Annotated in this window: 21 protein-coding genes; 15 read left to right on the top strand and 6 right to left on the bottom strand. The window is 67.3% G+C overall.

All coding sequences use genetic code 11. From position 1 onward, the window contains the following. The 3 genes from lplT to AC1DYI_RS08760 form a co-directional block, all read left to right on the top strand. On the top strand, positions 1-1,132 hold a 1,132-nt coding region (gene lplT / locus AC1DYI_RS08770; protein WP_477203712.1), incomplete at its 5' end, for a lysophospholipid transporter LplT. After that, complete coding sequence (locus AC1DYI_RS08765; protein ID WP_477203711.1) at positions 1,132-2,031, top strand: DMT family transporter; 900 nt, start codon at positions 1,132-1,134, stop codon at positions 2,029-2,031. The genes lplT and AC1DYI_RS08765, both read left to right, overlap by 1 nt. 58 nt (positions 2,032-2,089) lie before the next feature. After that, positions 2,090-2,578 carry a glutathione peroxidase gene (locus tag AC1DYI_RS08760; RefSeq protein WP_477203710.1) on the top strand — a complete coding sequence of 163 codons (489 nt, stop codon included), beginning with the start codon at positions 2,090-2,092 and terminating at the stop codon, positions 2,576-2,578. A gap of 10 nt (positions 2,579-2,588) precedes the next feature. Here AC1DYI_RS08760 and AC1DYI_RS08755 read toward each other — a convergent pair whose 3' ends face one another. Then, the gene (locus AC1DYI_RS08755) at positions 2,589-3,296 is read right to left on the bottom strand and encodes a Crp/Fnr family transcriptional regulator (RefSeq protein WP_477203709.1); all 708 of its coding nucleotides are present in this window, start codon (positions 3,294-3,296) and stop codon (positions 2,589-2,591) included. Between the two features lie 45 nt (positions 3,297-3,341). Here AC1DYI_RS08755 and AC1DYI_RS08750 point away from each other — a divergent pair, with 45 nt between their 5' ends. Both AC1DYI_RS08750 and AC1DYI_RS08745 read left to right on the top strand, forming a co-directional pair. Then, on the top strand, positions 3,342-4,523 hold the full coding sequence (locus AC1DYI_RS08750; protein WP_477203708.1) for a DUF2332 family protein: 1,182 nt from the start codon (positions 3,342-3,344) through the stop codon (positions 4,521-4,523). A gap of 35 nt (positions 4,524-4,558) precedes the next feature. After that, positions 4,559-5,755 carry an amino acid aminotransferase gene (locus AC1DYI_RS08745; protein ID WP_477203707.1) on the top strand — a complete coding sequence of 399 codons (1,197 nt, stop codon included), beginning with the start codon at positions 4,559-4,561 and terminating at the stop codon, positions 5,753-5,755. A gap of 67 nt (positions 5,756-5,822) precedes the next feature. On the opposite strand, the gene AC1DYI_RS08740 is transcribed toward AC1DYI_RS08745, so the two are convergent. Together AC1DYI_RS08740 and AC1DYI_RS08735 are read right to left on the bottom strand one after the other, a co-directional pair. Beyond that, positions 5,823-6,842 (bottom strand): hypothetical protein, encoded by a 1,020-nt coding sequence (locus tag AC1DYI_RS08740; protein ID WP_477203706.1) that lies wholly within the window; start codon positions 6,840-6,842, stop codon positions 5,823-5,825. A gap of 129 nt (positions 6,843-6,971) precedes the next feature. After that, positions 6,972-7,895: a LysR family transcriptional regulator gene (locus tag AC1DYI_RS08735; protein WP_477203705.1), complete on the bottom strand. Its 924-nt coding sequence runs from the start codon at positions 7,893-7,895 to the stop codon at positions 6,972-6,974. 151 nt (positions 7,896-8,046) lie between these two features. On the opposite strand from AC1DYI_RS08735, the gene AC1DYI_RS08730 reads away from it, so the two are divergent. From AC1DYI_RS08730 to AC1DYI_RS08695, 8 genes are all read left to right on the top strand, one after another. Next, positions 8,047-8,304 carry a hypothetical protein gene (locus AC1DYI_RS08730; RefSeq protein ID WP_477203704.1) on the top strand — a complete coding sequence of 86 codons (258 nt, stop codon included), beginning with the start codon at positions 8,047-8,049 and terminating at the stop codon, positions 8,302-8,304. A 45-nt stretch (positions 8,305-8,349) separates the two neighbouring features. Next, the gene (locus AC1DYI_RS08725; RefSeq protein WP_477203703.1) at positions 8,350-8,607 is read left to right on the top strand and encodes a hypothetical protein; all 258 of its coding nucleotides are present in this window, start codon (positions 8,350-8,352) and stop codon (positions 8,605-8,607) included. An 89-nt stretch (positions 8,608-8,696) separates the two neighbouring features. Beyond that, complete coding sequence (locus tag AC1DYI_RS08720) at positions 8,697-9,659, top strand: ABC transporter permease (RefSeq protein WP_477203702.1); 963 nt, start codon at positions 8,697-8,699, stop codon at positions 9,657-9,659. 44 nt (positions 9,660-9,703) lie between these two features. Further along, entirely contained in the window at positions 9,704-10,498 is a 795-nt protein-coding gene (locus AC1DYI_RS08715) for an ABC transporter permease (protein ID WP_477203713.1), read from the top strand. Positions 10,499-10,518: 20 nt separating this feature from the next. Continuing rightward, positions 10,519-11,424, top strand: coding sequence for a sulfotransferase family protein (locus AC1DYI_RS08710; RefSeq protein WP_477203701.1), 906 nt, complete (start codon positions 10,519-10,521; stop codon positions 11,422-11,424). Between the two features lie 17 nt (positions 11,425-11,441). Then, complete coding sequence (locus tag AC1DYI_RS08705; protein WP_477203700.1) at positions 11,442-12,431, top strand: ABC transporter ATP-binding protein; 990 nt, start codon at positions 11,442-11,444, stop codon at positions 12,429-12,431. Next, positions 12,428-13,225 (top strand): ATP-binding cassette domain-containing protein, encoded by a 798-nt coding sequence (locus AC1DYI_RS08700; RefSeq protein WP_477203699.1) that lies wholly within the window; start codon positions 12,428-12,430, stop codon positions 13,223-13,225. The genes AC1DYI_RS08705 and AC1DYI_RS08700 overlap by 4 nt, the downstream gene beginning before the upstream one ends. Before the next feature lie 61 nt (positions 13,226-13,286). Then, positions 13,287-14,780 carry an ABC transporter substrate-binding protein gene (locus AC1DYI_RS08695; protein ID WP_477203698.1) on the top strand — a complete coding sequence of 498 codons (1,494 nt, stop codon included), beginning with the start codon at positions 13,287-13,289 and terminating at the stop codon, positions 14,778-14,780. Positions 14,781-14,887: 107 nt separating this feature from the next. On the opposite strand, the gene AC1DYI_RS08690 is transcribed toward AC1DYI_RS08695, so the two are convergent. Both AC1DYI_RS08690 and AC1DYI_RS08685 read right to left on the bottom strand, forming a co-directional pair. Continuing rightward, positions 14,888-15,304, bottom strand: coding sequence for a hypothetical protein (locus AC1DYI_RS08690; RefSeq protein ID WP_477203697.1), 417 nt, complete (start codon positions 15,302-15,304; stop codon positions 14,888-14,890). 675 nt (positions 15,305-15,979) lie between these two features. Then, complete coding sequence (locus AC1DYI_RS08685) at positions 15,980-16,402, bottom strand: hypothetical protein (RefSeq protein ID WP_477203696.1); 423 nt, start codon at positions 16,400-16,402, stop codon at positions 15,980-15,982. A 324-nt stretch (positions 16,403-16,726) separates the two neighbouring features. Here AC1DYI_RS08685 and AC1DYI_RS08680 point away from each other — a divergent pair, with 324 nt between their 5' ends. Beyond that, the gene (locus tag AC1DYI_RS08680; RefSeq protein ID WP_477203695.1) at positions 16,727-18,118 is read left to right on the top strand and encodes an amidase; all 1,392 of its coding nucleotides are present in this window, start codon (positions 16,727-16,729) and stop codon (positions 18,116-18,118) included. A 36-nt stretch (positions 18,119-18,154) separates the two neighbouring features. Further along, the gene (locus AC1DYI_RS08675; protein ID WP_477203694.1) at positions 18,155-19,516 is read left to right on the top strand and encodes a tetratricopeptide repeat protein; all 1,362 of its coding nucleotides are present in this window, start codon (positions 18,155-18,157) and stop codon (positions 19,514-19,516) included. Positions 19,517-19,525: 9 nt separating this feature from the next. Here the strand turns inward: AC1DYI_RS08675 and AC1DYI_RS08670 are convergent. Next, a partial coding sequence (locus tag AC1DYI_RS08670) for an ROK family protein (RefSeq protein ID WP_477203693.1) occupies positions 19,526-20,306 on the bottom strand: 781 nt, incomplete at its 5' end.

Raw genomic sequence — 20,306 nt, 5'->3', positions numbered from 1 at the left:
GTTCTACGTCGTGCTGGCCCCCATGGTCGGCGCCTTCGCCGACGCCGTACCCAAAGGCCAGGTGATGTTCTATTCGAACAGCATCAAGGTCGTGGGCTGTTTGATGATGCTGTTCGGCGGCCACCCGCTGCTGGCCTACGCCGTCGTCGGCCTCGGTGCCGCGGCCTATTCGCCTGCCAAGTACGGCATCCTGACCGAATTGCTGCCCCCATCGCAGCTGGTCAAGGCCAACGGCTGGATCGAGGGACTGACCATTTCGTCGGTGATCCTGGGCGTGCTGCTGGGTGGTCAGCTGGTCGGTCCGCGCATGGCCCCGATGCTGCTGGGCGTCGACCTGCCGATGTTCGACACCGGCATCGACACCCCGCCCGAGGCGGCGATCTCGGTGATGGTCGGTCTGTATGTCATTGCAGCGGCGTTCAACCTGAAGATCCCGCGCACCGAGGCGCCGTTGCAGCCGCTGAGCATCAATGTGGTCGAACTGGTGCGCGACTTCGGCCAGTGCAATGCCCGGCTGTGGAACGACCGCCTGGGCCAGATCTCGCTCGCGACCACCACCCTGTTCTGGGGCGTGTCGGGCAACCTGCGTGTCATCGTCTTTGCGTGGGCCGCCGTGGCGCTCGGCTATGACACGACGCGCGCCTCGTCGCTGGTGGGCGTGGTGGCGATCGGCACGGCCGTCGGCGCCGTCGTCGCTTCGTTCCTGATGAAGCTGGACCGCGCGACCAACGTCATCCCGCTGGGCATCGCGATGGGCGTGCTGGTGATCGGCCTGAACGTGATCACCAATGTCTGGGTGGCGGCCCCGTTCCTGGTGCTGCTCGGCGCGGTCGGCGGCTACCTGGTAGTGCCGATGAACGCACTGCTGCAGCACCGCGGCCACAACCTGATGGGCGCCGGGCGCTCGATCGCGGTGCAGAACTTCAATGAGCAGGCCTGCATCCTGGGCCTGGGCGCGTTCTACACCGGCATGACCCGCGTCGGCCTGACGGCTTTCACGACGATCGCGGTGTTCGGCGTCGGCGTCGCCGGGACGATGTGGTGGATCCGCCGCTGGCACCAGCGCAACAGCGTCGTGCACCGCGCCGAGGTCGAGCGCCTGCTGGCCATCGCGCGGTCAGACAGACACTGATGCACGCAGCGTCGGCCCTGCAGCCGGCGGCCGCAGGCCGGCGCTGGCGGCCGGCACTGGCCCTGGTGCTGAACGCGCTGATCTGGGGCACCTCGTGGTGGGCCTTCCGCCAACTGCACGAGCAAGCCGGCCTGCACCCGCTGTGGACGACGGCGGGCATCTACCTGATGGCCGTGGTGGTGATCGCCGGCAGCCGGCCGGCGGCGCTGCGGCAGTTCCTGCGCACCCCGGCGCTGTGGCTGATCATGCTGGCCTCGGGCACCACCAACGCCACTTTCAACTGGGGCGTGACGGTCGGCGACGTGGTGCGCGTGGTGCTGCTGTTCTACCTGATGCCGCTGTGGGCGGTGTTGCTGGCCCGGCTGGTGCTGAAAGAGGCCGTGACCCGCGCCGCGATGCTGCGCGTCGCGATGGCATTGACCGGCGCCGCCATCGTGCTGTGGCCGGAGCCGGGCCACCCGATGGGGCCGCTGCAGCTGACCGATGCGCTGGGGCTGATCGGCGGCTTCAGCTTTGCGTTGAACAACGTGATGCTGCGGCGGGAATCGCAGCGCAGCGAATCGTCCCGCGCGCTGGCGATGTTCTTCGGCGGCACCGTCGTGTCGGCCGCATTGGCACTGGCGATCGGAGCGCCGCAGGTCCCGCTGCCGACCTTCCTGGCGCCGGGCTGGCTGGTGTTCGCAGCGCTGCTGGGCGGCTTGTTCCTGCTCAGCAACATGGCGCTGCAGTACGGCGCGGCGCGGCTGCCGGCCAACGCCACCGCGGTGATCATGCTGACCGAGGTGGTGTTCGCCTCGGGCTCGGCGCTGGCGCTGGGAGCCGGCACGCTGACGCCGGTGCTGATGCTCGGCGGCGCCTTGATCATCGGCGCCGCGGTACTGGCCGCCTTGCGCCCCTGACGCGGGGCGTGGCTTTGCCGCCGCGCTAGCATCGCGTCCGTTTCACGCGGAGATGCCCATGAGCAGTGTTTACGAATTCAGTGCCCAGACCATCGACGGCAAGCCCGTGGCCTTGAGCAAGTTCAAAGGCCAGGTGCTGCTGATCGTCAACACCGCCAGCGCGTGCGGCTTCACGCCGCAATTCAAGGGCTTGCAAAGCCTGTGGGAGCGCTACGGCGAAAAGGGCCTGACTGTCGTCGGCTTCCCGAGCAACGAATTCGGCGCGCAAGACCCCGGCAACAACGACGAGATCGCGTCGTTCTGCGAGATGAACTACGGCGTCAACTTCCCGATGATGGCCAAGGTCGAGGTCAACGGCAGCGGCGCGCACCCGCTGTGGCAGTGGCTGAAGGGCGAGAAGCCGGGCTTCCTGGGCACCGAGGCGATCAAGTGGAACTTCACCAAGTTCCTGGTCGGCCGCGACGGGCAGGTACTCAAGCGCTACGCGCCGCAGGACGAGCCGGACAAGATCGCCAAGGACATCGAAGCCGCGCTGGCCGCATCCTGAGTCTGCGTGATCAGGGCGGCGGCAACCACAGCCCGCCGTAGCCGGGCCGCAAACGGCCCTGGCGCGCCAAGGCCGTCATCAACTCATTGACAGTCTGGCGCGACAACCCGGCCAGTGCCGCCAACTCGGCCTGGGTGCTGCGCAGCCAGCGCCAGCCCCGCGCATCGGTGCGCAGCACGCGCCCGTCGCTCTGCAACTGGGCCAGGGCAAGTGTCAGGCGCTCAATCGCGCTAGAGTGGCGCGCAGCCTCCAGCAGGCGCAGAGTTTCGCCGTGGCGCCGGGCCAGTTCGGCCAGCAGCGCGCGCGCAATGCCTGGCACCTCTTCCAGCAGGGTTGCATAGGCCGCAGGGCCGAAGACGGCCAGCCGTGTTGGGCGCCGGGCCACAGCCTCATAGCTCGACGGCACGCCACTGGCAAACGACGCCAGGCCAAACAGGCGCGGCGCCGGCACATGGTCAACCACCGACACCGCCCCATCGACGGTCACGAAACGGATCTCGACTTCGCCGGACAGCACGCCGTACAGCGCGGTCGTCGGCTGCCCGGGCGAAAACACAACTGCCCCACGCGGCCATTGGCGCACCGTCACCAACCGGCCCAGCGTCGCGCGCGCAGCGGGCGGGATCGCTACCTCGGGAAAGTTGGCGGCCAGCAAGGCCAGCAGGTCGTCGCGCATGGGGTGGTTCAACAGTGCCAGCCATTGTCGGGTACCCGACATTTCATGCACGATGGCGTCGATATGCTGGCCGGCATGAATGCATCGATGCCCACCCAGGTTTTCAATGAGTTCGCCGGTCGGCCCCTGGTGGACCATCCGTTGGCCGCCGTCTTCGAGGGTTGCGTCGAGCGCCGCGACTATCCCGAGGAGCCGTTGTATGAAATGCTTTCACGGCTGATCGCCCGCTCGCCGCAGCTGCTGACACTGATGGACGCGGCACCACCCACGCAGCGGCGCGCCATGCTGATCCTGGCGGCACTRCACGCCCAGGTGCTCGAAGATGCCGAGGTCGGCGCGCCGGCTTCGGCGCTGGCGGCCTACTACGCCAGCGTCGGCGGCCGCCGCGCGCCGGACCAGGCCTTGTTCGAGGCGCTGGAGACTTTTGCGCAAGTCCACGAACCGACCCTGCGCGCCGTGATGGCCAGCCACCGCACGCAAACCAACGAGATCGGCCGCTGCACGGTGCTGTGGCCGGCGCTCGCCGAGATCGCGCGCCAGTCCGGCCGGCAACGTCTGGCGTTGTTCGACTTCGGTTGCAGCGCCGGGCTGAACCTGGGCGTGGACCGCTACCGCATCGCCTACCAACAGGCGGGCGAGCTGCACCGCGTCGGACCGAATGCCCCGGCTGCACCCGAACTGACCTGCCGGGTGCTGAACAGGCCACTGCCGCCGGCCTTGCTGGCCGAGTCGGCTTGGTGGCTGACAGCCCGCACAGGCGTCGACCAAGCCACGCTCGATGCGCACGATGACGACGCCATGCGCTGGCTGCGCGCCTGCCTGTGGCCGAGCGACCGCGTGCGCAGCGAACGTCTGATGGCCGCCGCGGCGCTGGCCCGCGAGGCACACGACCCGATACGGCAGGCCGAGGACGGCTTGGCGGTGCTGGACGATTGGCTGCGCCAACTGCCAGCCGACACCACGCCGGTGCTGTTCAACAGCTGGGTGCTGGCCTACTTCGGTGCCGACGACCTGCAGCACCACCGCCAGCGGGTGCTGGAACGTGTGCAGTCGCACGGCCTGTGGTGGCTGAGCGCTGAAGATGGTGAACGCTGCCACGCAACCACCGGTCTCGCGCCCGACCTGTCGCCCCTGCCGGGCGAGGCCCGCACCGAGGCCGCGAGCCACACCTTCTGGACCCTCAGCTCGCCCGGGTCGCAAGAACCCCGTCACCAGTTGCTGGCCCGCTCACACCCCCACGGCAGCTGGCTCGAATGGCTGGCCGGATAATCCGCCTTCCGATCCACCCGAGCCAGAGCCCGCCCATGTTTGCCCACATCGCGCCTTACGCCGGCGACCCGATCCTGTCGCTGAACGAAGACTTCCAGAAAGACCCGCGCCCGGGCAAGATCAACCTGTCGATCGGGATCTACTTCGACGACGCCGGCAAGATACCGGTGATGGAATCGGTGCGCAAGGCCGAAGCAGTGCTCGCCGCCCACGTCGGCCCGAAGCCCTACCTGCCGATGGAAGGCGCGGCGAACTTCCGCGCGGTCGTGCCGCAGCTGCTGTGGGGCGAAGGCCACCCAGCGATCGCCGAAGGCCGCATCGCGACGATGCAGGCGGTGGGCTCCAGCGGCGGCCTGAAGGTCGGCGCCGATTTCATCAAGACCTGGTTCCCCGGCAGCGCGGTCTGGCTCAGTGACCCGACCTGGGACAACCACAAGGCGGTCTTCGAAGGTGCCGGCCTGACGGTCAATACCTACCCCTACTACGACAGCGCCACCGGCGGTCTGCGCTTCGACGCGATGCGCGACGCGCTGGCCAAGCTGCCGCCCAAGAGTGTGGTGCTGCTGCACGCCTGCTGCCATAACCCGACCGGCGTCGACCTGACGAAGGCGCAGTGGGACGCGCTGATCCCGGTGCTGAAGGAGCGCGAACTGCTTGCGTTCCTCGACCTGGCTTACCAGGGCTTCGGCGACAGCATCGAGGAAGATGCTTACGCCGTACGTGCACTGACCGATGCCGGCTTGTCGTTCTTCATCGCGAACTCGTTCTCGAAGAGCATGAGCGTGTACGGCGAGCGCTGCGGCGCCTTGAGCGTTGTGTGCCCGAGTGCCGCCGAAGCCTCGCTGGTCCTGGGCCAGCTGAAGTTCACCGTGCGCCGCAACTACTCGAACCCACCGCTGCACGGCGGCCAACTGGTCGCGACGATCCTCGGCACGCCGGAGCTGAAGGCGCTCTGGTTCAGCGAAGTCGACGCGATGCGCACCCGCATCCAGGCAATGCGCCAGCGCCTGCACGCGATCGTCAGCGCCAAGGTCCCCGGCCGCGACTTCAGCTACTTCCTGACCCAGCGCGGCATGTTCAGCTACACCGGCCTGTCGGTCGCCCAGGCCGACCGCCTGCGCGAAGAGTTCGGCGTCTACGTGCTGCGCTCCGGCCGCATGTGCGTGGCGGGGCTGAACAACGGCAATGTCGAGCGCACGGCGGAGGCGATGGCGGCGGTGCTGGCGGGCTGAGCGACTCGCTCCCACCAAAACAAAAACGGGCCTTGTGGCCCGTTCTTGTTTTTGGCGTCACCGCAGCTCAGTGCCCGAAAGCCACGAGCGACCGGCTCTGGCTGACGATCTTGGGGTCAGCGGTACCCGCTGGATAGCGCAGGGTGGCTTCGCATTTGACCTGGCGACCGAGGTCGACGGCCCACCAGCAGGTTTCTGACTCCGTGAAGGTGCCACCTGGCACATTGCTGTCCGGCAAGCCGGAGTAGGTCGTTTCCGTGCGGATGCGCAGCGTGTCGTGTGTCCCTGCACCCACGGTGACAGGCTCGAAGGCCTCAACGACGCTGGTTGTCGCCGTCCCACGAACGTCCGGGGTGTCGTTGCAGGTCTTCTGCGCAGTGACCGACCAGGTCTTGCCGACGTACAACGGGTAACTGACCTCCGCCAACGGAACGGAGTAGGTGCATGTATGTCCGGTAGTCAGGTCCTGGTAGCCGGTCTGCCGATCATCCGCGTCGAACAGGTAGCGGTAAGTGAATTCGTCCGGACTCCATGCGACGGCTGAGTCCTGACGATAGTGACCGTCGCTGCCAATCAACGCCGAACGATGGCGGTACGGCGAATCGAGCGTGCCACCCGACAACAGCACGACGGTGTTGGCCCAATCGGCGACTTCGCCTTCAGTCATCGCCACGCGCTCGAAATGCTTCGGTTCGACGACCACGTTCAACGTCGATCTCTGAGACGGCGTGGCCGCGTTCGCGAACACGATGGACAAGCCACCGCCACCGTTGCTGCTCACGACGATCGACTTGCTGCGCGCCGAGTCCGTGCGGACGTCATAGCTGCTGCCCGTGGCCGCAAGAGTCCATACGGCGTCGCCGTTCGATTCGAAAGTCAGCGTGGCGCCCGATGGCGCGGTGATGGTGGTGGTCTCGCCGACGTCTATCGGGTTCGACGCGTCCGCGACGCCGTCCACCTTCAGCGCCACTTTGAATGCGGAGTCGCCACCCGATCCGCCGCCACCACAGGCGACCAGGACCCATGTTGCTGCCATCGCTGCCCACGCCGAGCGCAGGCACCCCTTCATCACCATGCTGGATCGCATGTTCACTCCCTCAAGATTGTTGGTCTCTTTCGCGTCCGCAAGCGGTGCGAAAGGCGCGAAGCCTACATGGCTCGTGACGACCTGACCTCAACGAATTGTCGGCACGGGGACTCCGCTGGCCGACGCTCCCTATCGCTCTGGATCAATCAAGCGCCTGAGCCACCGGTGCGCCGGCTCTGCATCCCGCCGCATGTGCCACAGCATCTCGATGTTTACCCGGCCCAGCTCGAATGGCAGTTCGCAGGTCACGAGTTGTTCCTGGAAGCCGGTGGCGGCGACGAAGCTTTCCGGCAGCACAGTCAGCAAGTCGGACTGGGTGACCACCAGCCCGGCGGTGAAGAACTGGTTGACCGTCAGCATGATGCGGCGTTGGCGGCCGAGCCCGGCCAATGCCTGGTCAACGAAGCCGTGCGGCCGGCCGGAGAAGCTGACCAGCAGGTGCCAGGCCGCGCAGTAAGCGTCCAGGCTCAGGGTGCCCGGCTCGGCCAGCGGGTGGCCGCGACGCATCACGCAGACATAGCGGGTCTGCGACAGACGCTGGTGACGCAGGCTCGCGTCGGCGCCCTGGGCGTCGACATGGGCGATCGCTTCGGGAAAGTAGCCGACGGCCAGGTCGCATTCCCCTTGCTCCAGCAGCGCGCGGGGATCACGGGTGGTGAGCGGCAGCACACGTAAGTTAGCAAGCGCCCGCTGCTCTTCAATCGCACTAACCAACGGCGGTAACAGCAGGGCCGCGGTCGCATCGGCCATCGCCAGCCGCAGGTTGACGGCGTCGTGCTGGGGGTTGAACTCGGCTGGCGCCAGGGTCTGCTGCAGGCCCGCCAGCGCGCTGCGCACCTGCGGCCACAGTGCCCGCGCCCGCGCAGTCGGCTTCATGCCGTGGGAAGTGCGCTCGAACAGCGCTTCGCCGATTGCATCGTGCAGGCGTTTGATGGCATGGCTGACGGCCGGTTGGGTCATCGCCAGGACCTGTGCGGCGCGCGTCAGGCTGCCTTCAGCCATCACGGTGTCGAACACGCGCAGCAGGTTCAAGTCGAGTGTGCGGAAGTTCATGGCGCGCAGTGATATGCGATGTATATATACCTAACCTGAACAATATTCAGTAGACAGTAGTACGTATAAACCCTAGGATTGCACCATCTGATCCAACCCGGCGCCGTCTGTAGCGGCGAGATCCATGAGTTCGCTGACCCACTCTCCTCTGATGCACGCTGACAAGGCCCACGGCCGCGCCGCTTCGCTGAAGCAGGTGCTGCGTCGGCAACTGGCCGACGGTTGGGCCCGCCTCTGGGCGGCGATGGAAACCACTGGCCGGCTGCACGCCGCGCCGGCACTGCTGCAGCAAGCCGATCGACTGCAATCCACCAACCCGGCGCTCGCCGCCGCGCTGCGAGATATCGCCCGCACGCGCCCCGCGACCCCATCCCACACAGCCGCCGGCACCCCGTCGGCTGTCCGCTGAGCCAGCCGCCACCGCGGCACCAGCCGCACTTTCAGGAGTTTCACCATGACTGCCATCACCTCCAAGACTTTCACCTACAGCCCGACGCTGAGCATTCCGCGTGGCGCCCGCGCCGCTGCCGACCTGTTCCTCGCCGCCGGCCGCCTGCTGGGTGGTCTGTTCACCCACCAGCCCAAGCGCAGCCAGGACATGTCCGCCGACGATGTGCGCCACCTGGCGATCTCGGTGCAGAACACCGACCCGGGTTTCGCGGCCGACCTGTTCGCCGCGCTCGCCCGTCACGAAAACCAGCAAGACCGCTGAGCCACTGACTTTGGCCGGTCGACCGGGCCGGACGCGGCGCTTTCCTGCATCATTGGCAGGATGCCGCTTCCCGCCTCGCGACCGCCCGCATGGGTCTGTTCCTTTTCAAGCGACTGCTGACCCTGCTGGCCACGCTGGCCGCCGCCTCCGCACTGATCTTTTCGGTGCTGGAGTTGCTGCCCGGCAATGTGGCGCAAGTGATTCTTGGTGATTCGGCCACGCCCGAGTCGATTGCAGCCCTCGAAGCAAAGCTCGGGCTGCACCGGCCAGCGCTCGAGCGCTACACCGATTGGGCGGGCGGCTGGTTGCACGGCCACAGCGCCGTCTCGACCTCTTACGACGCCCCCACCGCCACGCTGATCGCCGAGCGGCTGCAGGTCACGCTACCGCTGGCCGTGCTGGCCATGGCGCTGACCGTCGCTCTCGCGCTGGCCATGGGCGTCTACGCCGCATCGCGCCATCGCCGGCCTGGCGACGTGGTGGTGATGACACTGTCCCAGCTCGGCCTGGCCGTGCCGAGTTTCTGGCTGGCGATCCTGCTGATCCTGGTTTTCTCCGTGAAGCTGCAGTGGTTCAGTGCCGGCGGCTTTCCAGGCTGGACCGAGGCCGAAGGCGGTGGTTTTTGGCCCGGCCTGCAAGCCTTGCTGCTGCCCGCCGTCGCGTTGGCCGCGGTGCAAGCCGCGGTGCTCGCGCGCTGGGTCCGCTCATCGGTGCTCGACGTGATGCGCGACGACTATGTGCGCACAGCGCGCGCCAAGGGCCTGAGCCGGCGCGCCACCCTGTGGCGCCATGTGCTGCGCAACGCGATGATCCCGGTGCTGACGGTGATCGGCCTGCAGTTCGCCTTTCTGATCAGCGGCACGGTCGTGGTGGAGCAAGTCTTTGTCTTGCCCGGCATTGGGCGCCTGGTGTTCCAGGCTGTGGCCAATCGCGATCTGGCTGTCGTGCGCGACGTCGTGATGCTGCTGGTCGCGATGGTCGTGGTCGTCAACTTCATCGTCGACCTGCTCTACGCGGCGATCGACCCGCGGCTGAAAGTGGCGCACGCGTGAGCGGCGACGGATTCGTCCGGCACGCACTGAGGCACCGCAGCTTCATGCTGGGCGGGCTGCTCGTGGTCTTGCTGTTGACTACCACCGCGCTGTCACTCGTCTGGCAACCCTGGCCGCCGGCCGAGATCGACATCAACGCGCGCTTGCAGGGCCCAAACATCCTGCACTGGCTTGGCACCGACAGTCTGGGTCGCGATGTCGCGGCGCAGTTGCTGGTCGGCAGCCAGACCTCGCTGCTGGTCGGCGTGTTCGCCGTCGCGATCGGGCTCAGTGCCGGCGTGCTGCTCGGGCTGCTCGCTGCGGCATCAGGCGGCTGGATCGATGAGGCGGTGATGCGCCTGTCGGACTTCGGCTTTGCCTTCCCCGCGCTGCTGAGTGCGATCTTGCTGGCCGCCATCTACGGCCCGGGCCTGGTCACCGGCGTGGTGGCGATCGGCGTCTTCAACGTGCCGGTGTTCGCGCGCACCACGCGCGCGGCAGCGCTGCAGGTCTGGTCGCGTGACTACGTGCTGGCCGCGCGAGCCGCCGGTTTCGGGCTCTGGGGCATCACGCGCAACCATGTGCTGCCTAACATCGCGAATGTACTGATCGTGCAGGCGACGGTGCAGTTTTCAACCGCGATCCTCGGCGAGGCGGCGTTGAGCTTTCTCGGCCTCGGCGCGCAACCGCCACGGCCCAGTTGGGGCCGCATGCTGGCCGAGGCCCAGACCCAGATGTTCCAAGCGCCGTCGCTGGCCGTTTATCCTGGCGCCGCCATCGCGTTGGCCGTGCTCGGCCTGAACCTGTTGGGCGACGGCCTGCGCGACCTGCTGGACCCGCGCCTGGCCCGCTCGCGCTGACCCCACCAAGAAGGAGTTCCATGCCCGTCTTCATCGTCGGCTTCGCCCGTTCCGGAACCACGCTGTGCCAGCGCCTGGTGTCTGAGCAGCTGGGCCTGCCCACCTTGCCCGAGACCCATTTCTTCGAGCGCCTGGACAAGTACCACCCGCGCGATCGCTTCATCTCGCCGACCAACGCACGCGGTCTGCTGCGCGAGTTGTCGGAGCTGCTGCCGATCGACATGGCGCACTACCGCGACCTGCTGGCGATGGACCCGGTGCGCATCCGCGACCTGTTCCTGCGCCTGGTGGCCGAGCAGCTGGGCAGCCGCACCCAGGCGCTGCGCGGCCGCTGGCTCGAAAAGACACCGCTGCATGCCCTCTTCGCGCCACGCATCGGTCGCATGTTTTCACGCGCGCAGTTCATCTGCATGGTGCGCAATCCCGAACTGGCCTTCGCCTCGCGGCGCGAGCTGAACGAACCCGGTAAAGGCTGGGGCGAAGCGTGGCGGCCGATCGAAGCGCTGTGCGCCGAGTGGCGCGGGCTGATGGCCTCGATGCGGGAATTCGACGAGCGCCAGCCTGGTCGCGTGTTGTATGTGCGCCTGGAAGACCTGTCGGCCCGCCCCGGCCGCGAGCTCGGCCGCATCGCACGCTTCTTGAAGCTCGACACCGACGACGCACAAGGCGAGGTCGAGGAAGACGCGCTGCTACAGCCCTTCGAGACCTGGAAGGCCGATGCGCTGAAGCCGGCCGACCGCGACATCGCGGCGCGCGCCGGGCGTTCGCACCTGGACGACTATGACCGCTGGCGCGTGCAGACCTTGCTCGCGCCCGAGCTGAAGACCTTCAAGTACAACGACCCGCACATCACCGCACCGGCGATGGACCCGCTGCACCAGAAGCTGGTCGAGTCGCTGGACTGGTACATGAATCCGCGTTACTGACCGCCGCCCGCGACACCATGGACACACCGCTGCTTGCGGTCGACCAGCTTCGCGTCACGCTGCCGGGCCCACGCGGGCCGGTGGAGGTGCTGCATGGTGTGTCGTTCACGCTCGGCCATGGCCAGACGCTGGGCTTGATCGGCGAATCGGGTTGCGGCAAATCCCTCACAGCGCTGGCCGTGATGGGCCTGCTGCCCGAAGGCGCCACGCGCAGCGGCCAGCTGCGTTTTGACGGTCAGCCGCTAGCACCTGACGACGAAGTTCAGTGGAGCCGCCTGCGCGGCGCGCGCATTGGCATGGTGTTCCAGGAGCCGATGAGCGCATTGAACCCGCTGCACCCTATCGGCCGCCAGATCGGTGAGGGTCTGCGCTGGCACCGCGGTTTCAGCGCCAGTGCCGCACGGGCCGAAGCGCTGCGCCTGCTCGAGCGCGTGCGCCTGCCGCAGGCCGCGCGCCGGCTCGATGCCTATCCGCACGAGCTGTCGGGTGGGCAGCGCCAACGCGTGCTGCTGGCCATCGCGCTGGCCTGTGAACCGCAACTGCTGGTCGCCGACGAGCCCACCACCGCGCTCGACGCCACCGTGCAGCGCGAAGTGCTGGACCTGATCGCCGAGCTGGTGGCCGAAAGCCGGATGGCCTTGCTGCTGATCAGCCACAACCTCGCGTTGATGGCCCAGCGTGTCGAACGGCTGATGGTGATGTACGCCGGCCAGGTGGTCGAGCAGGGCCCGACCGAGCAACTCTTTGCGGCACCGAGACACCCCTACACCTGCGGGCTGTTTGCCGCGCGCCCGCGCTGGGGCCAACCGCGCGACGTGCCACTGGCCACGATCCCGGGTCGCGTGCCGGCGCCGGGCGAGCGGCCGATCGGCTGCGCCTTTGCCGAGCGCTGCGAGCGTGCGCAAGCCGATTGCCGCGCCGGCCCGCCGGCCGAACACGCATTGAGCGATGCCGGCCACGCGCTGCGCTGCCTGCACCCCGTCGGCATGAACAAGGCCGCCGCGTGAACCCGCCACTGCTGCAGGTCCGGCACCTGTCGCGCCACTTCCGGCTGCCGCGCGAACGCCTGACGCGGCCCGCCCCTGTGCTGCAGGCGCTCGATAACGTCAGCTTTGCATTGACCGCCGGCCGTAACCTCGGCGTGGTCGGCGAATCGGGCTCCGGCAAGTCGACACTGGCGCGACTGGTGATGGCGCTCGACCGCCCCAGTGCCGGCGCGGTGCACTTCGAAGGGCTGGATCTGCACCGCCTGGCTGCGCCCACGTTGCGCCAGGCGCGGGTGGGCTTTCAGATGGTGTTCCAGGACCCGTACGGCTCACTCGACCCGCGCCGCCCGGTCGGCCGCTCGATCGCTGAGCCGCTGGCCCTGCTGCCGCCGATGTCGCTGTCCGAACAGGCAGACCAGGTGAGCGCGATGCTGCAAGCCGTTGGCCTGTCGCCGGCCGATGCCACGCGCTACCCGCACGAGCTGTCGGGTGGCCAGCGGCAGCGGGTGGCGATTGCGCGGGCGCTGATCACGCGGCCGCGCTTGATCGTGGCCGATGAGCCGGTCAGCGCGCTCGACGTGTCGGTGCAGGCCCAGGTGCTGAACCTGATGCGCGAGTTGCAGCAACGCTTTGGCGTGAGCTACCTGTTCATCAGCCATGACCTGACTGTCGTGCAGTGGCTGTGTGACGACCTGCTGGTGCTGCACCACGGCCGAGTCGTCGAGCAGGGCGAGACGGGTGCTGTGTTGAACGGCCCCCGCCACCCGGTGACCCAGGCGCTGGTGCAAGCTGCGCTCGACGGAGCGGGCCTGTAGCGACCGACGCCACGGCCACGCCTGCGGCACCATCACGATCCCACAGGGAAGGAGCTGAACGATGACCCGAACCCAATGTGCGCTGACCGCTTTCGCCCTCGCCGCAAGTGCCGCACTGCCTCTCTCGGCGCAGGCCCAAGCCGGCAAGACCAGCGCCGTGATCGGCATGGTGCTGGAGCCGACCGGGCTGGACCCGACGGTGGCGCCGGCCGCAGCGATCGGCGAGGTCGTGCACTACAACGTGCTCGAAGGGCTGATGAAGGTCAACGTCGACGGCGGCGTCTCACCGTTGCTCGCCGAAGGCTGGGCGATGGACCCGGACGGCAAGAGCTACACCTTCCGGCTGCGCCACGGCGTGCGCTTCCACGACGGCGAAGCCTTCGACGCCAGCGACGTGAAATTCAGCTTCGAGCGCGCCAAGGCTGAGGGCTCGACCAACAAGCTGAAGAAGGGGCTGTTCGACAACATCACCTCGATCGCCACGCCCGACCCGTACACCGTGATCCTGACGCTGGACCATGCCGACGGGAACCTGCTGTTCCGCCTGGGCGAGAACCCCGCCGTGATCCTGGACCCGAAGAGCGCGGCCACCACCGCGTCGCGCCCGATCGGCACTGGCCCCTACCGTTTCGAGGATTGGAAGAAGGGGGTCTCGGTCACGCTGGTGAAGAACCCGGACTACCGCAATGCGGCCGCCGTGAAGCTGAACAAAGTGACGTTCCGCATCATCAACGACGCCGCTGCCCAAGTGGCCGCGCTGCTGGCAGGCGATGTCGACGCGTTCCCGCGCGGGCTGGCGACACAGAGCCTGGTGCAGTTCAAGGCCGATCCGCGCTTCAGCGTGACCACCGGTTCGACCGCGGGCAAGGGCATCCTCGCGATCAACAACAAGCACAAACCGTTTGACGACGTGCGCGTGCGGCGCGCGCTGGCCCACGCGATCGACCGGAAGGCCTTCATCGCCGGCGTGCTGGACGGCTTTGGCCAGCCGATCGGCAGCCACATGGCGCCGACCGATGCGGGCTACGTGGACCTGACGGGTGTCACGCCCTACGACCCCGAGAAGGCCAAGGCCCTGTTGAAGGAGGCAGGCGTGAAGACACCGTTGGAGGTGACGCTGACGCTGCCACCCCCGCCCTACGCGCGTCGCGGCGGAGAAGTGATAGCGGCGCAGCTGGCAAAGATCGGTGTCAACGCGAAGATCGAGAACGTCGAATGGGCGCAGTGGCTGTCAGGCGCCTACAAAGGCAACTTCGACCTGACGGTGATCAACCATGTCGAGCCGCTCGACTATCTGATCTACACCGACCCTAAGTACTACTACGGCTACGACAGCAAGGCCTTCCGCGACCTGGTGGCCAGGCATGCCGCCAGCACCAACCCGAAGGACCGCGCCCAGCTGCTCGGTGACATCCAGCGCCAGCTGGCGCAAGACGCGGTCAACGTCTACATCTTCAACCCGACCCAGGTGGTGGTGGCGAAGAAGGGTCTGAAAGGGTTGTGGGCCCACTCACCAATCTTCGCCAACGACTTGTCGGCGCTGCGTTGGGAGTAGCCGGCGCCGGCCGGGCGCCAAAATAAAAGGCCGCCAGGGCGAACCCAGGCGGCCTCGGAAGGAGTTGGACAGGTGCAGCCTGTCAGGCCGCCGCACCGATCGTCAACTTACGGTGCGACGGCGGGCTTCGTGCCCTTCGTTGCGGCGGCGCCGGCCGCCACGGCCGTCCACGTGCCGTGGTTGATGTAGGCGCCGTCATTCGACCGATAGACGGTCCAGGTGCCGTCCTTGTTGACGACCCAGGTGAACTCAGCGCCAAACGCTGCGCCGACACCGTATGAGCCCATCACGAAACCAACGGCTGATTCGCCTTTGCCCTTGCCTTGCGGGCCACCGACGGCTGCATTCGTGCCGGCGCAGTCGAGGTTGGACCAGGTGCCGGTTGCACCGCTCGGGTCGACCTTCGTCAGGCCGGTCATGCCATCACAGTAACCATCAAACTGGATATTCGCGGGAACGCCCGCTTGTGCAGCGCCGACAGCGCCCAGCAGAGCCAGCAAAGAAACGATCTTGCTCTTCAACATTAAGTGTGCTCCGAAAGTTTGTGGACAAGTGTGTCCCGCCCTCGAACGCAAGTACCAACTAACTGCTTAAGTCCTTGCAATGCGCTGAGTGGGTGCGCCGATTGTGTGAGGGGCTTTGAAACCGTTTATATCCCCTGTTCAAGGGGTGTCGGGAAGACCCTTGGTTACCGCGTTCTAGGGGGTTGGAGCCTCGATAGCTAACGTCTAATGTCTGCGGCATTCACGCCATTGAAACATCGCCCTCGCTCATATGTCACGTCGTCGGCGAAGGTCGGGGCCAAGCTGCGTGGGAAGTGAGCACCAACGGAAAAGCCGCCGGGCTTGCGCCATGGCGGCTTGATCAGCCATCAGACGGCCCCGGGGGCCGCCGTTTGGAAGCTGCTTACTTCTGGATCGAGGGCTTTGTGCCCTTGGAGGCGCCTTCGAGACCTGGAAATCCGACGCACTGAAGCCGACCGATCGAGAGATGCCGCGCGCGTGGGCCGCTCGCAGCTGGACGACTACGACAGTGCCTTGGCGAGAGCTGTGATCCGATCAGCGCAGGAGCGTTTCCACACAGCCTCGGTCGCAAAGGGAAATGAAAATGGGGGCGGATCTCTCCGCCCCCATGTTCGGGCTGGCGTGCAACGCACCGGCAGGGCGCCGGCACGTCACACCGTCATCCGATGCAGGTCCTCAGCGCGACAGCGACGAGGCGCCGCCCTTGGCCTGATTGGCGACGCTGCATGCACCAGCGGCGACGGCGATGGGCATATCTTGCTGGAGCACGGTTGTCGTGCCCCCGGAAATGCCGGTCAGCGTGCCGGTGTTCTGAGCGAACTTGAACTTCCACTTGAGCACATCCCAACCGTAAGCGGCGGAAGGGTTGCAACCCTTTGCGCCCTTGCAGACGGTCTTGCCCTTGGCGTAAACAGCCTTGGTCTGCGCGCCCGCGGAGCCGCCACAGTCATAGTTCTTCCAGGTGGCCGAAGTCGCGCTGTCGTACTGCATGGCGTCGCAGTAACCGGCGGGAGCGAAGGAGACACAAAGGGGGAATGATTGTGCGTTAGCAGCACCGAACGCGCCCAGCAGGGCCAGCAGAGAAACAATCTTCTTCATAAACATGCTCCGGAAGTTGTGTTGACTGTGTCCCGCCCTCGATGCAAGAGCCAACTGGTTGCTGGTTTGCTTACAGCGTTTGGAGTGGGTAAGTGATTGTGAAAGTGGGTATGAAATCGTTTATATCCCCAGTTCATGGGGACCGGGTTGACCCTCGGTTGACGTCCCGTTCACGGCCCGGCTGACGCGCAACATAACTTTCCAATAAAGCGGCATCGGTGCACTGCAGCATTGACCGTTTTCATTGGCAAATCGACCCCTTCCGTCGGCGAAGATGAGGCCTGCACCAACCATCGCGCGGCGCTGCTCGCGAGCCCTTTTGTCATGGCCGAATTGCACGAACTGACCGCCTTCGAACTGTCCGCCGCCTATGCCGCGGGCCGCTTGTCACCCAAACAAGTGACGCAGGCATTGACCGATCACATTTCACGCTGGGAGCCCCACATTGCCGCCTTGTGGCGGCACGAGCCCGAGCAGGCCTTGGCCCAGGCGAGCGCCGCTGAACAGCGTTGGCAGGCCGGCCAGGCGCTGAGTCCGCTGGACGGCGTACCGGTCACCTTGAAGGAGAACATCGCCACGCGCGGCGTGCCGGTGCCGCTGGGTTGTGCGGCCACAGAGCTGGTGCCCGCCGTCGACGACGCACCACCTGCCGCGCGCCTGCGCGAGGCGGGCACAGTACTGCTCGGCAAGACGACGATGCCCGACTGGGGAATGTTGTCATCGGGCCTGTCGAGCTTTCATCGGCTCACGCGCAATCCGTGGAACCCGGCGAAGAACCCGGGCGGATCCAGCGCTGGTGCTGGTGCGGCGGCCGCTGCCGGCTACGGGCCGATTCACCTCGGAACAGACATCGGCGGCTCTATCCGCTTGCCGGCGCACTGGTGTGGTGTCGTCGGTTTCAAGCCAAGTCTCGGCCGTGTGCCGATCAAGCCGCCCTACGCCGGCCGCGTGGCCGGGCCGATGACCCGCAATGTCACCGATGCGGCACTTGCCATGAGCGTGCTGAGCCGCCCCGACTGGCGCGATGCGATGAGCCTGCCGGCGCAATCAATCGACTGGATGGCCCTGGAGCGCGACGCACGCGGCCTGCGCATCGGCCTGTGGCTTGATGCAGGCTGGGGCGACGTCTTGCAGCCCGAGGTGCGTGCAGCGGTCGAGTCGGCCGCAGCCACTTTCGAGGCCGCCGGTGCGACCGTGGTTCCGATCGCGCCGTTCAGCAGCCGCAAGATGATCGAAGGGCTGGACCGCTTCTGGCGCATGCGCTCGTGGCTGGACTACCGCGCGCTGCCACCCGAGCGGCAGGCCAAGGTGCTGCCGTACATCCGTCAGTGGATCGCCAGCGGCGAACATCTGAGCGGCGAAGAGGTCTTCACCGGCTACAGCCAGATGGGCGCGCTGCGCGACGYCGCAGTTGCCGCGCTGCAAGGGCTGGATGTGCTGCTGGCACCGGTCAGCCCGGACGTCGCGTTTGCCGCCGAACAGGCCAGCCCGCTCAACGACCCCGAGCGGCCGTTCGAACACGTGGCCTACACGGTGGCGTTCAACTTCAGCGAGCAGCCGGCGATCTCGGTGCCGGCCGCGATGTCCAGCGATGGCTTGCCGATCGGTCTGCAGATCGTCGGCCATCGGCATGACGACCTCGGCGTGCTGCGCGTGGCGCGGTTGTGGGAACAGCTGCGCGGCCCACTGCCCGCCGGCCCCGTCTTGCCAGGCTGAAAAAGGCGGCTGGCGGCATCCACTACAGTCCGCATCATGACGCTGCCGACCGCCTTGCCCAGGCTCGTGGACCCACGCGACAACCGCCTGGGCACCGCCTCGCACGAAGCGGCCGACCGCGTCGAAACCGCGCTGTGGCGGATGATGTCGTTCTTCGACACACCACTGGCCGATCTGGAAGCCGCGCAGTCGGCCGATCCCGGCTGGGCCTTGCCGCTGGTGATGCAGGCGGGCTTTCTGCTCACCCTGACCGAGCCGCAACACGAGGCCGAAGCGCTGCGCTTGCTCCAAGCGGCAGAGCCCTTGCTGCAGGACGCGCCGCAGCGTGAGCGAGCCCATTTCGAAGCCCAGTGCGCGATCGCCGAAGGCCGCTGGCAACACGCCTGCCGCATCTGGGACGAGTTGCTGCTGGAGCACCCGCGCGATGGGCTCGCACTGCAGTGGGCGCAGCTGTGGGACTTCTACCGCGGCGATGCCCACAGCCTGCGCCTGCGCCCGGCCCGCGCGCTGCCCGAGTGGAGCGAAGCCGATCCACTGTTCCCCTGCGTGCTTGGGCTGTACGCCTTCGGACTGGAGGAATGCAACCTCTACCCGCAGGCCGAAGAGGCTGGGCGGCGAGCGGTGGCCGGTGATGCACGTGTGCCCTGGGCCGTGCACGCCGTGGCCCACGTGATGGAAATGCAGGGCCGTTTCGAAGACGGCGCCGCCTGGCTGCGCCAGCATCAGCCCGGCTGGTCCGAAGGCAATGGCTTTGCTGGCCACCTGTGGTGGCACATGGGGCTGTTCCGGCTGGAAGCGCTGGATGTGCCCGGCGTGCAGCGCCTGATCGACGCGCACCTCAGCGGCCCGGCGCTGCAGATCACCTTGCAGCGGCTGGACGCGGCAGCGCTGCTGTGGCGCATGCATCTGCTGGGCATCGACGTCGGAGCGCGCTTCGTCGAGCTGCTGCGCGACTGGCAGCCGAACGACGAGGACGCCGGCCACTACGCCTTCAACGACCTGCACGTGCTGGTCGCGCTGATCGGCGCCGACGAACTGCTGCGCGCTGAAAGTTGGATTGCCCGCTGCGCTGCCCGCGCGATGACGCCCGAGGACGCGCGGCGCAGCAACCACGCAGTCGCGCGTGAAGTTGGTCTGCCACTGATGCGCGGCCTGCTGGCCTTTGCGCATGGCGACGCCGACGCCGCTGTCACCGCCTTGCACGCGGCGCGCGGGCAGGTCCAACGCATCGGTGGCAGCCATGCCCAGCGCGACCTGATCGACCAGACGCTGCTGGCTGCGGCTTCGCGTGCCAGCCACCGCCATGTCGGGCGGGCGTTGTTGAACGAACGCCGCCTGGCGAAGCCAATGACGCCGCTGACGCGGCACTGGGCCGATCAGCTCGGCCTCGCCAGCTAACGCATCAAATCAGCGCAGCATCGTCCGGCCCAGCCAGGCGGCACCGCGCACGCCGGACGAATCACCATGCAACGCCGGCTTCAGTTGCGTGTGCAGCGGCTGGCCAGCCGCACCAGCGGCGAAAACGTGCTGGCCCCACAACCGCGGCACCGTGTCGTACAGATGCGCCATGTGCGACAAGCCGCCGCCGAGCACGATGACGTCCGGGTCCAGCAGGTTGATCACGTGCGACAACGCGCGCGCCAAGCGCTCGGCATGGCGGGCCAGCGTGGCCTGTGCGACCGCATCACCGCCGGCCGCCAGCGCCGCGATCTGGCTCGCATTCGGGCCACCCGGCTGCGGGTGGTGGTCGCGCGCCAGGCCCGGACCGCTGAGCAGCATCTCGATGCAAGTCGACTGGCCGCAGTAGCAGGGCCAGCGCGGATCGGCCACCGTGGCCCAGGGCAAGGGGTTGTGGCCCCATTCACCGGCCAGGCCATTGGGGCCGTTGAGCACCCGGCCATGGACCGCGATGCCGCCGCCAACACCGGTGCCCAGGATCACCGCGAAAACCACCGCCGCGCCGGCGCCCGCGCCATCGGTGGCTTCAGACAGCGCGAGGCAATTCGCGTCATTGGCCAGCGCCACCGGCTGACCCAGCGCAGCTTCCAAGTCACGCTGCAACGGCCTGCCGTTCAGGCAGGTCGAGTTGGCGTTCTTGATCAAGCCTTCGGCCGTCAGGCTGCCGGGTGTGCCGGCGCCGATGCTCGCAGTGCCCAAGCCCAACTCGTTCCGCGCCTGGCCCACCAGG

The sequence above is a fragment of the Ideonella sp. P3_A4 genome (assembly GCF_056403075.1).
This window is presented reverse-complemented; position numbering and strand designations above follow the sequence as displayed.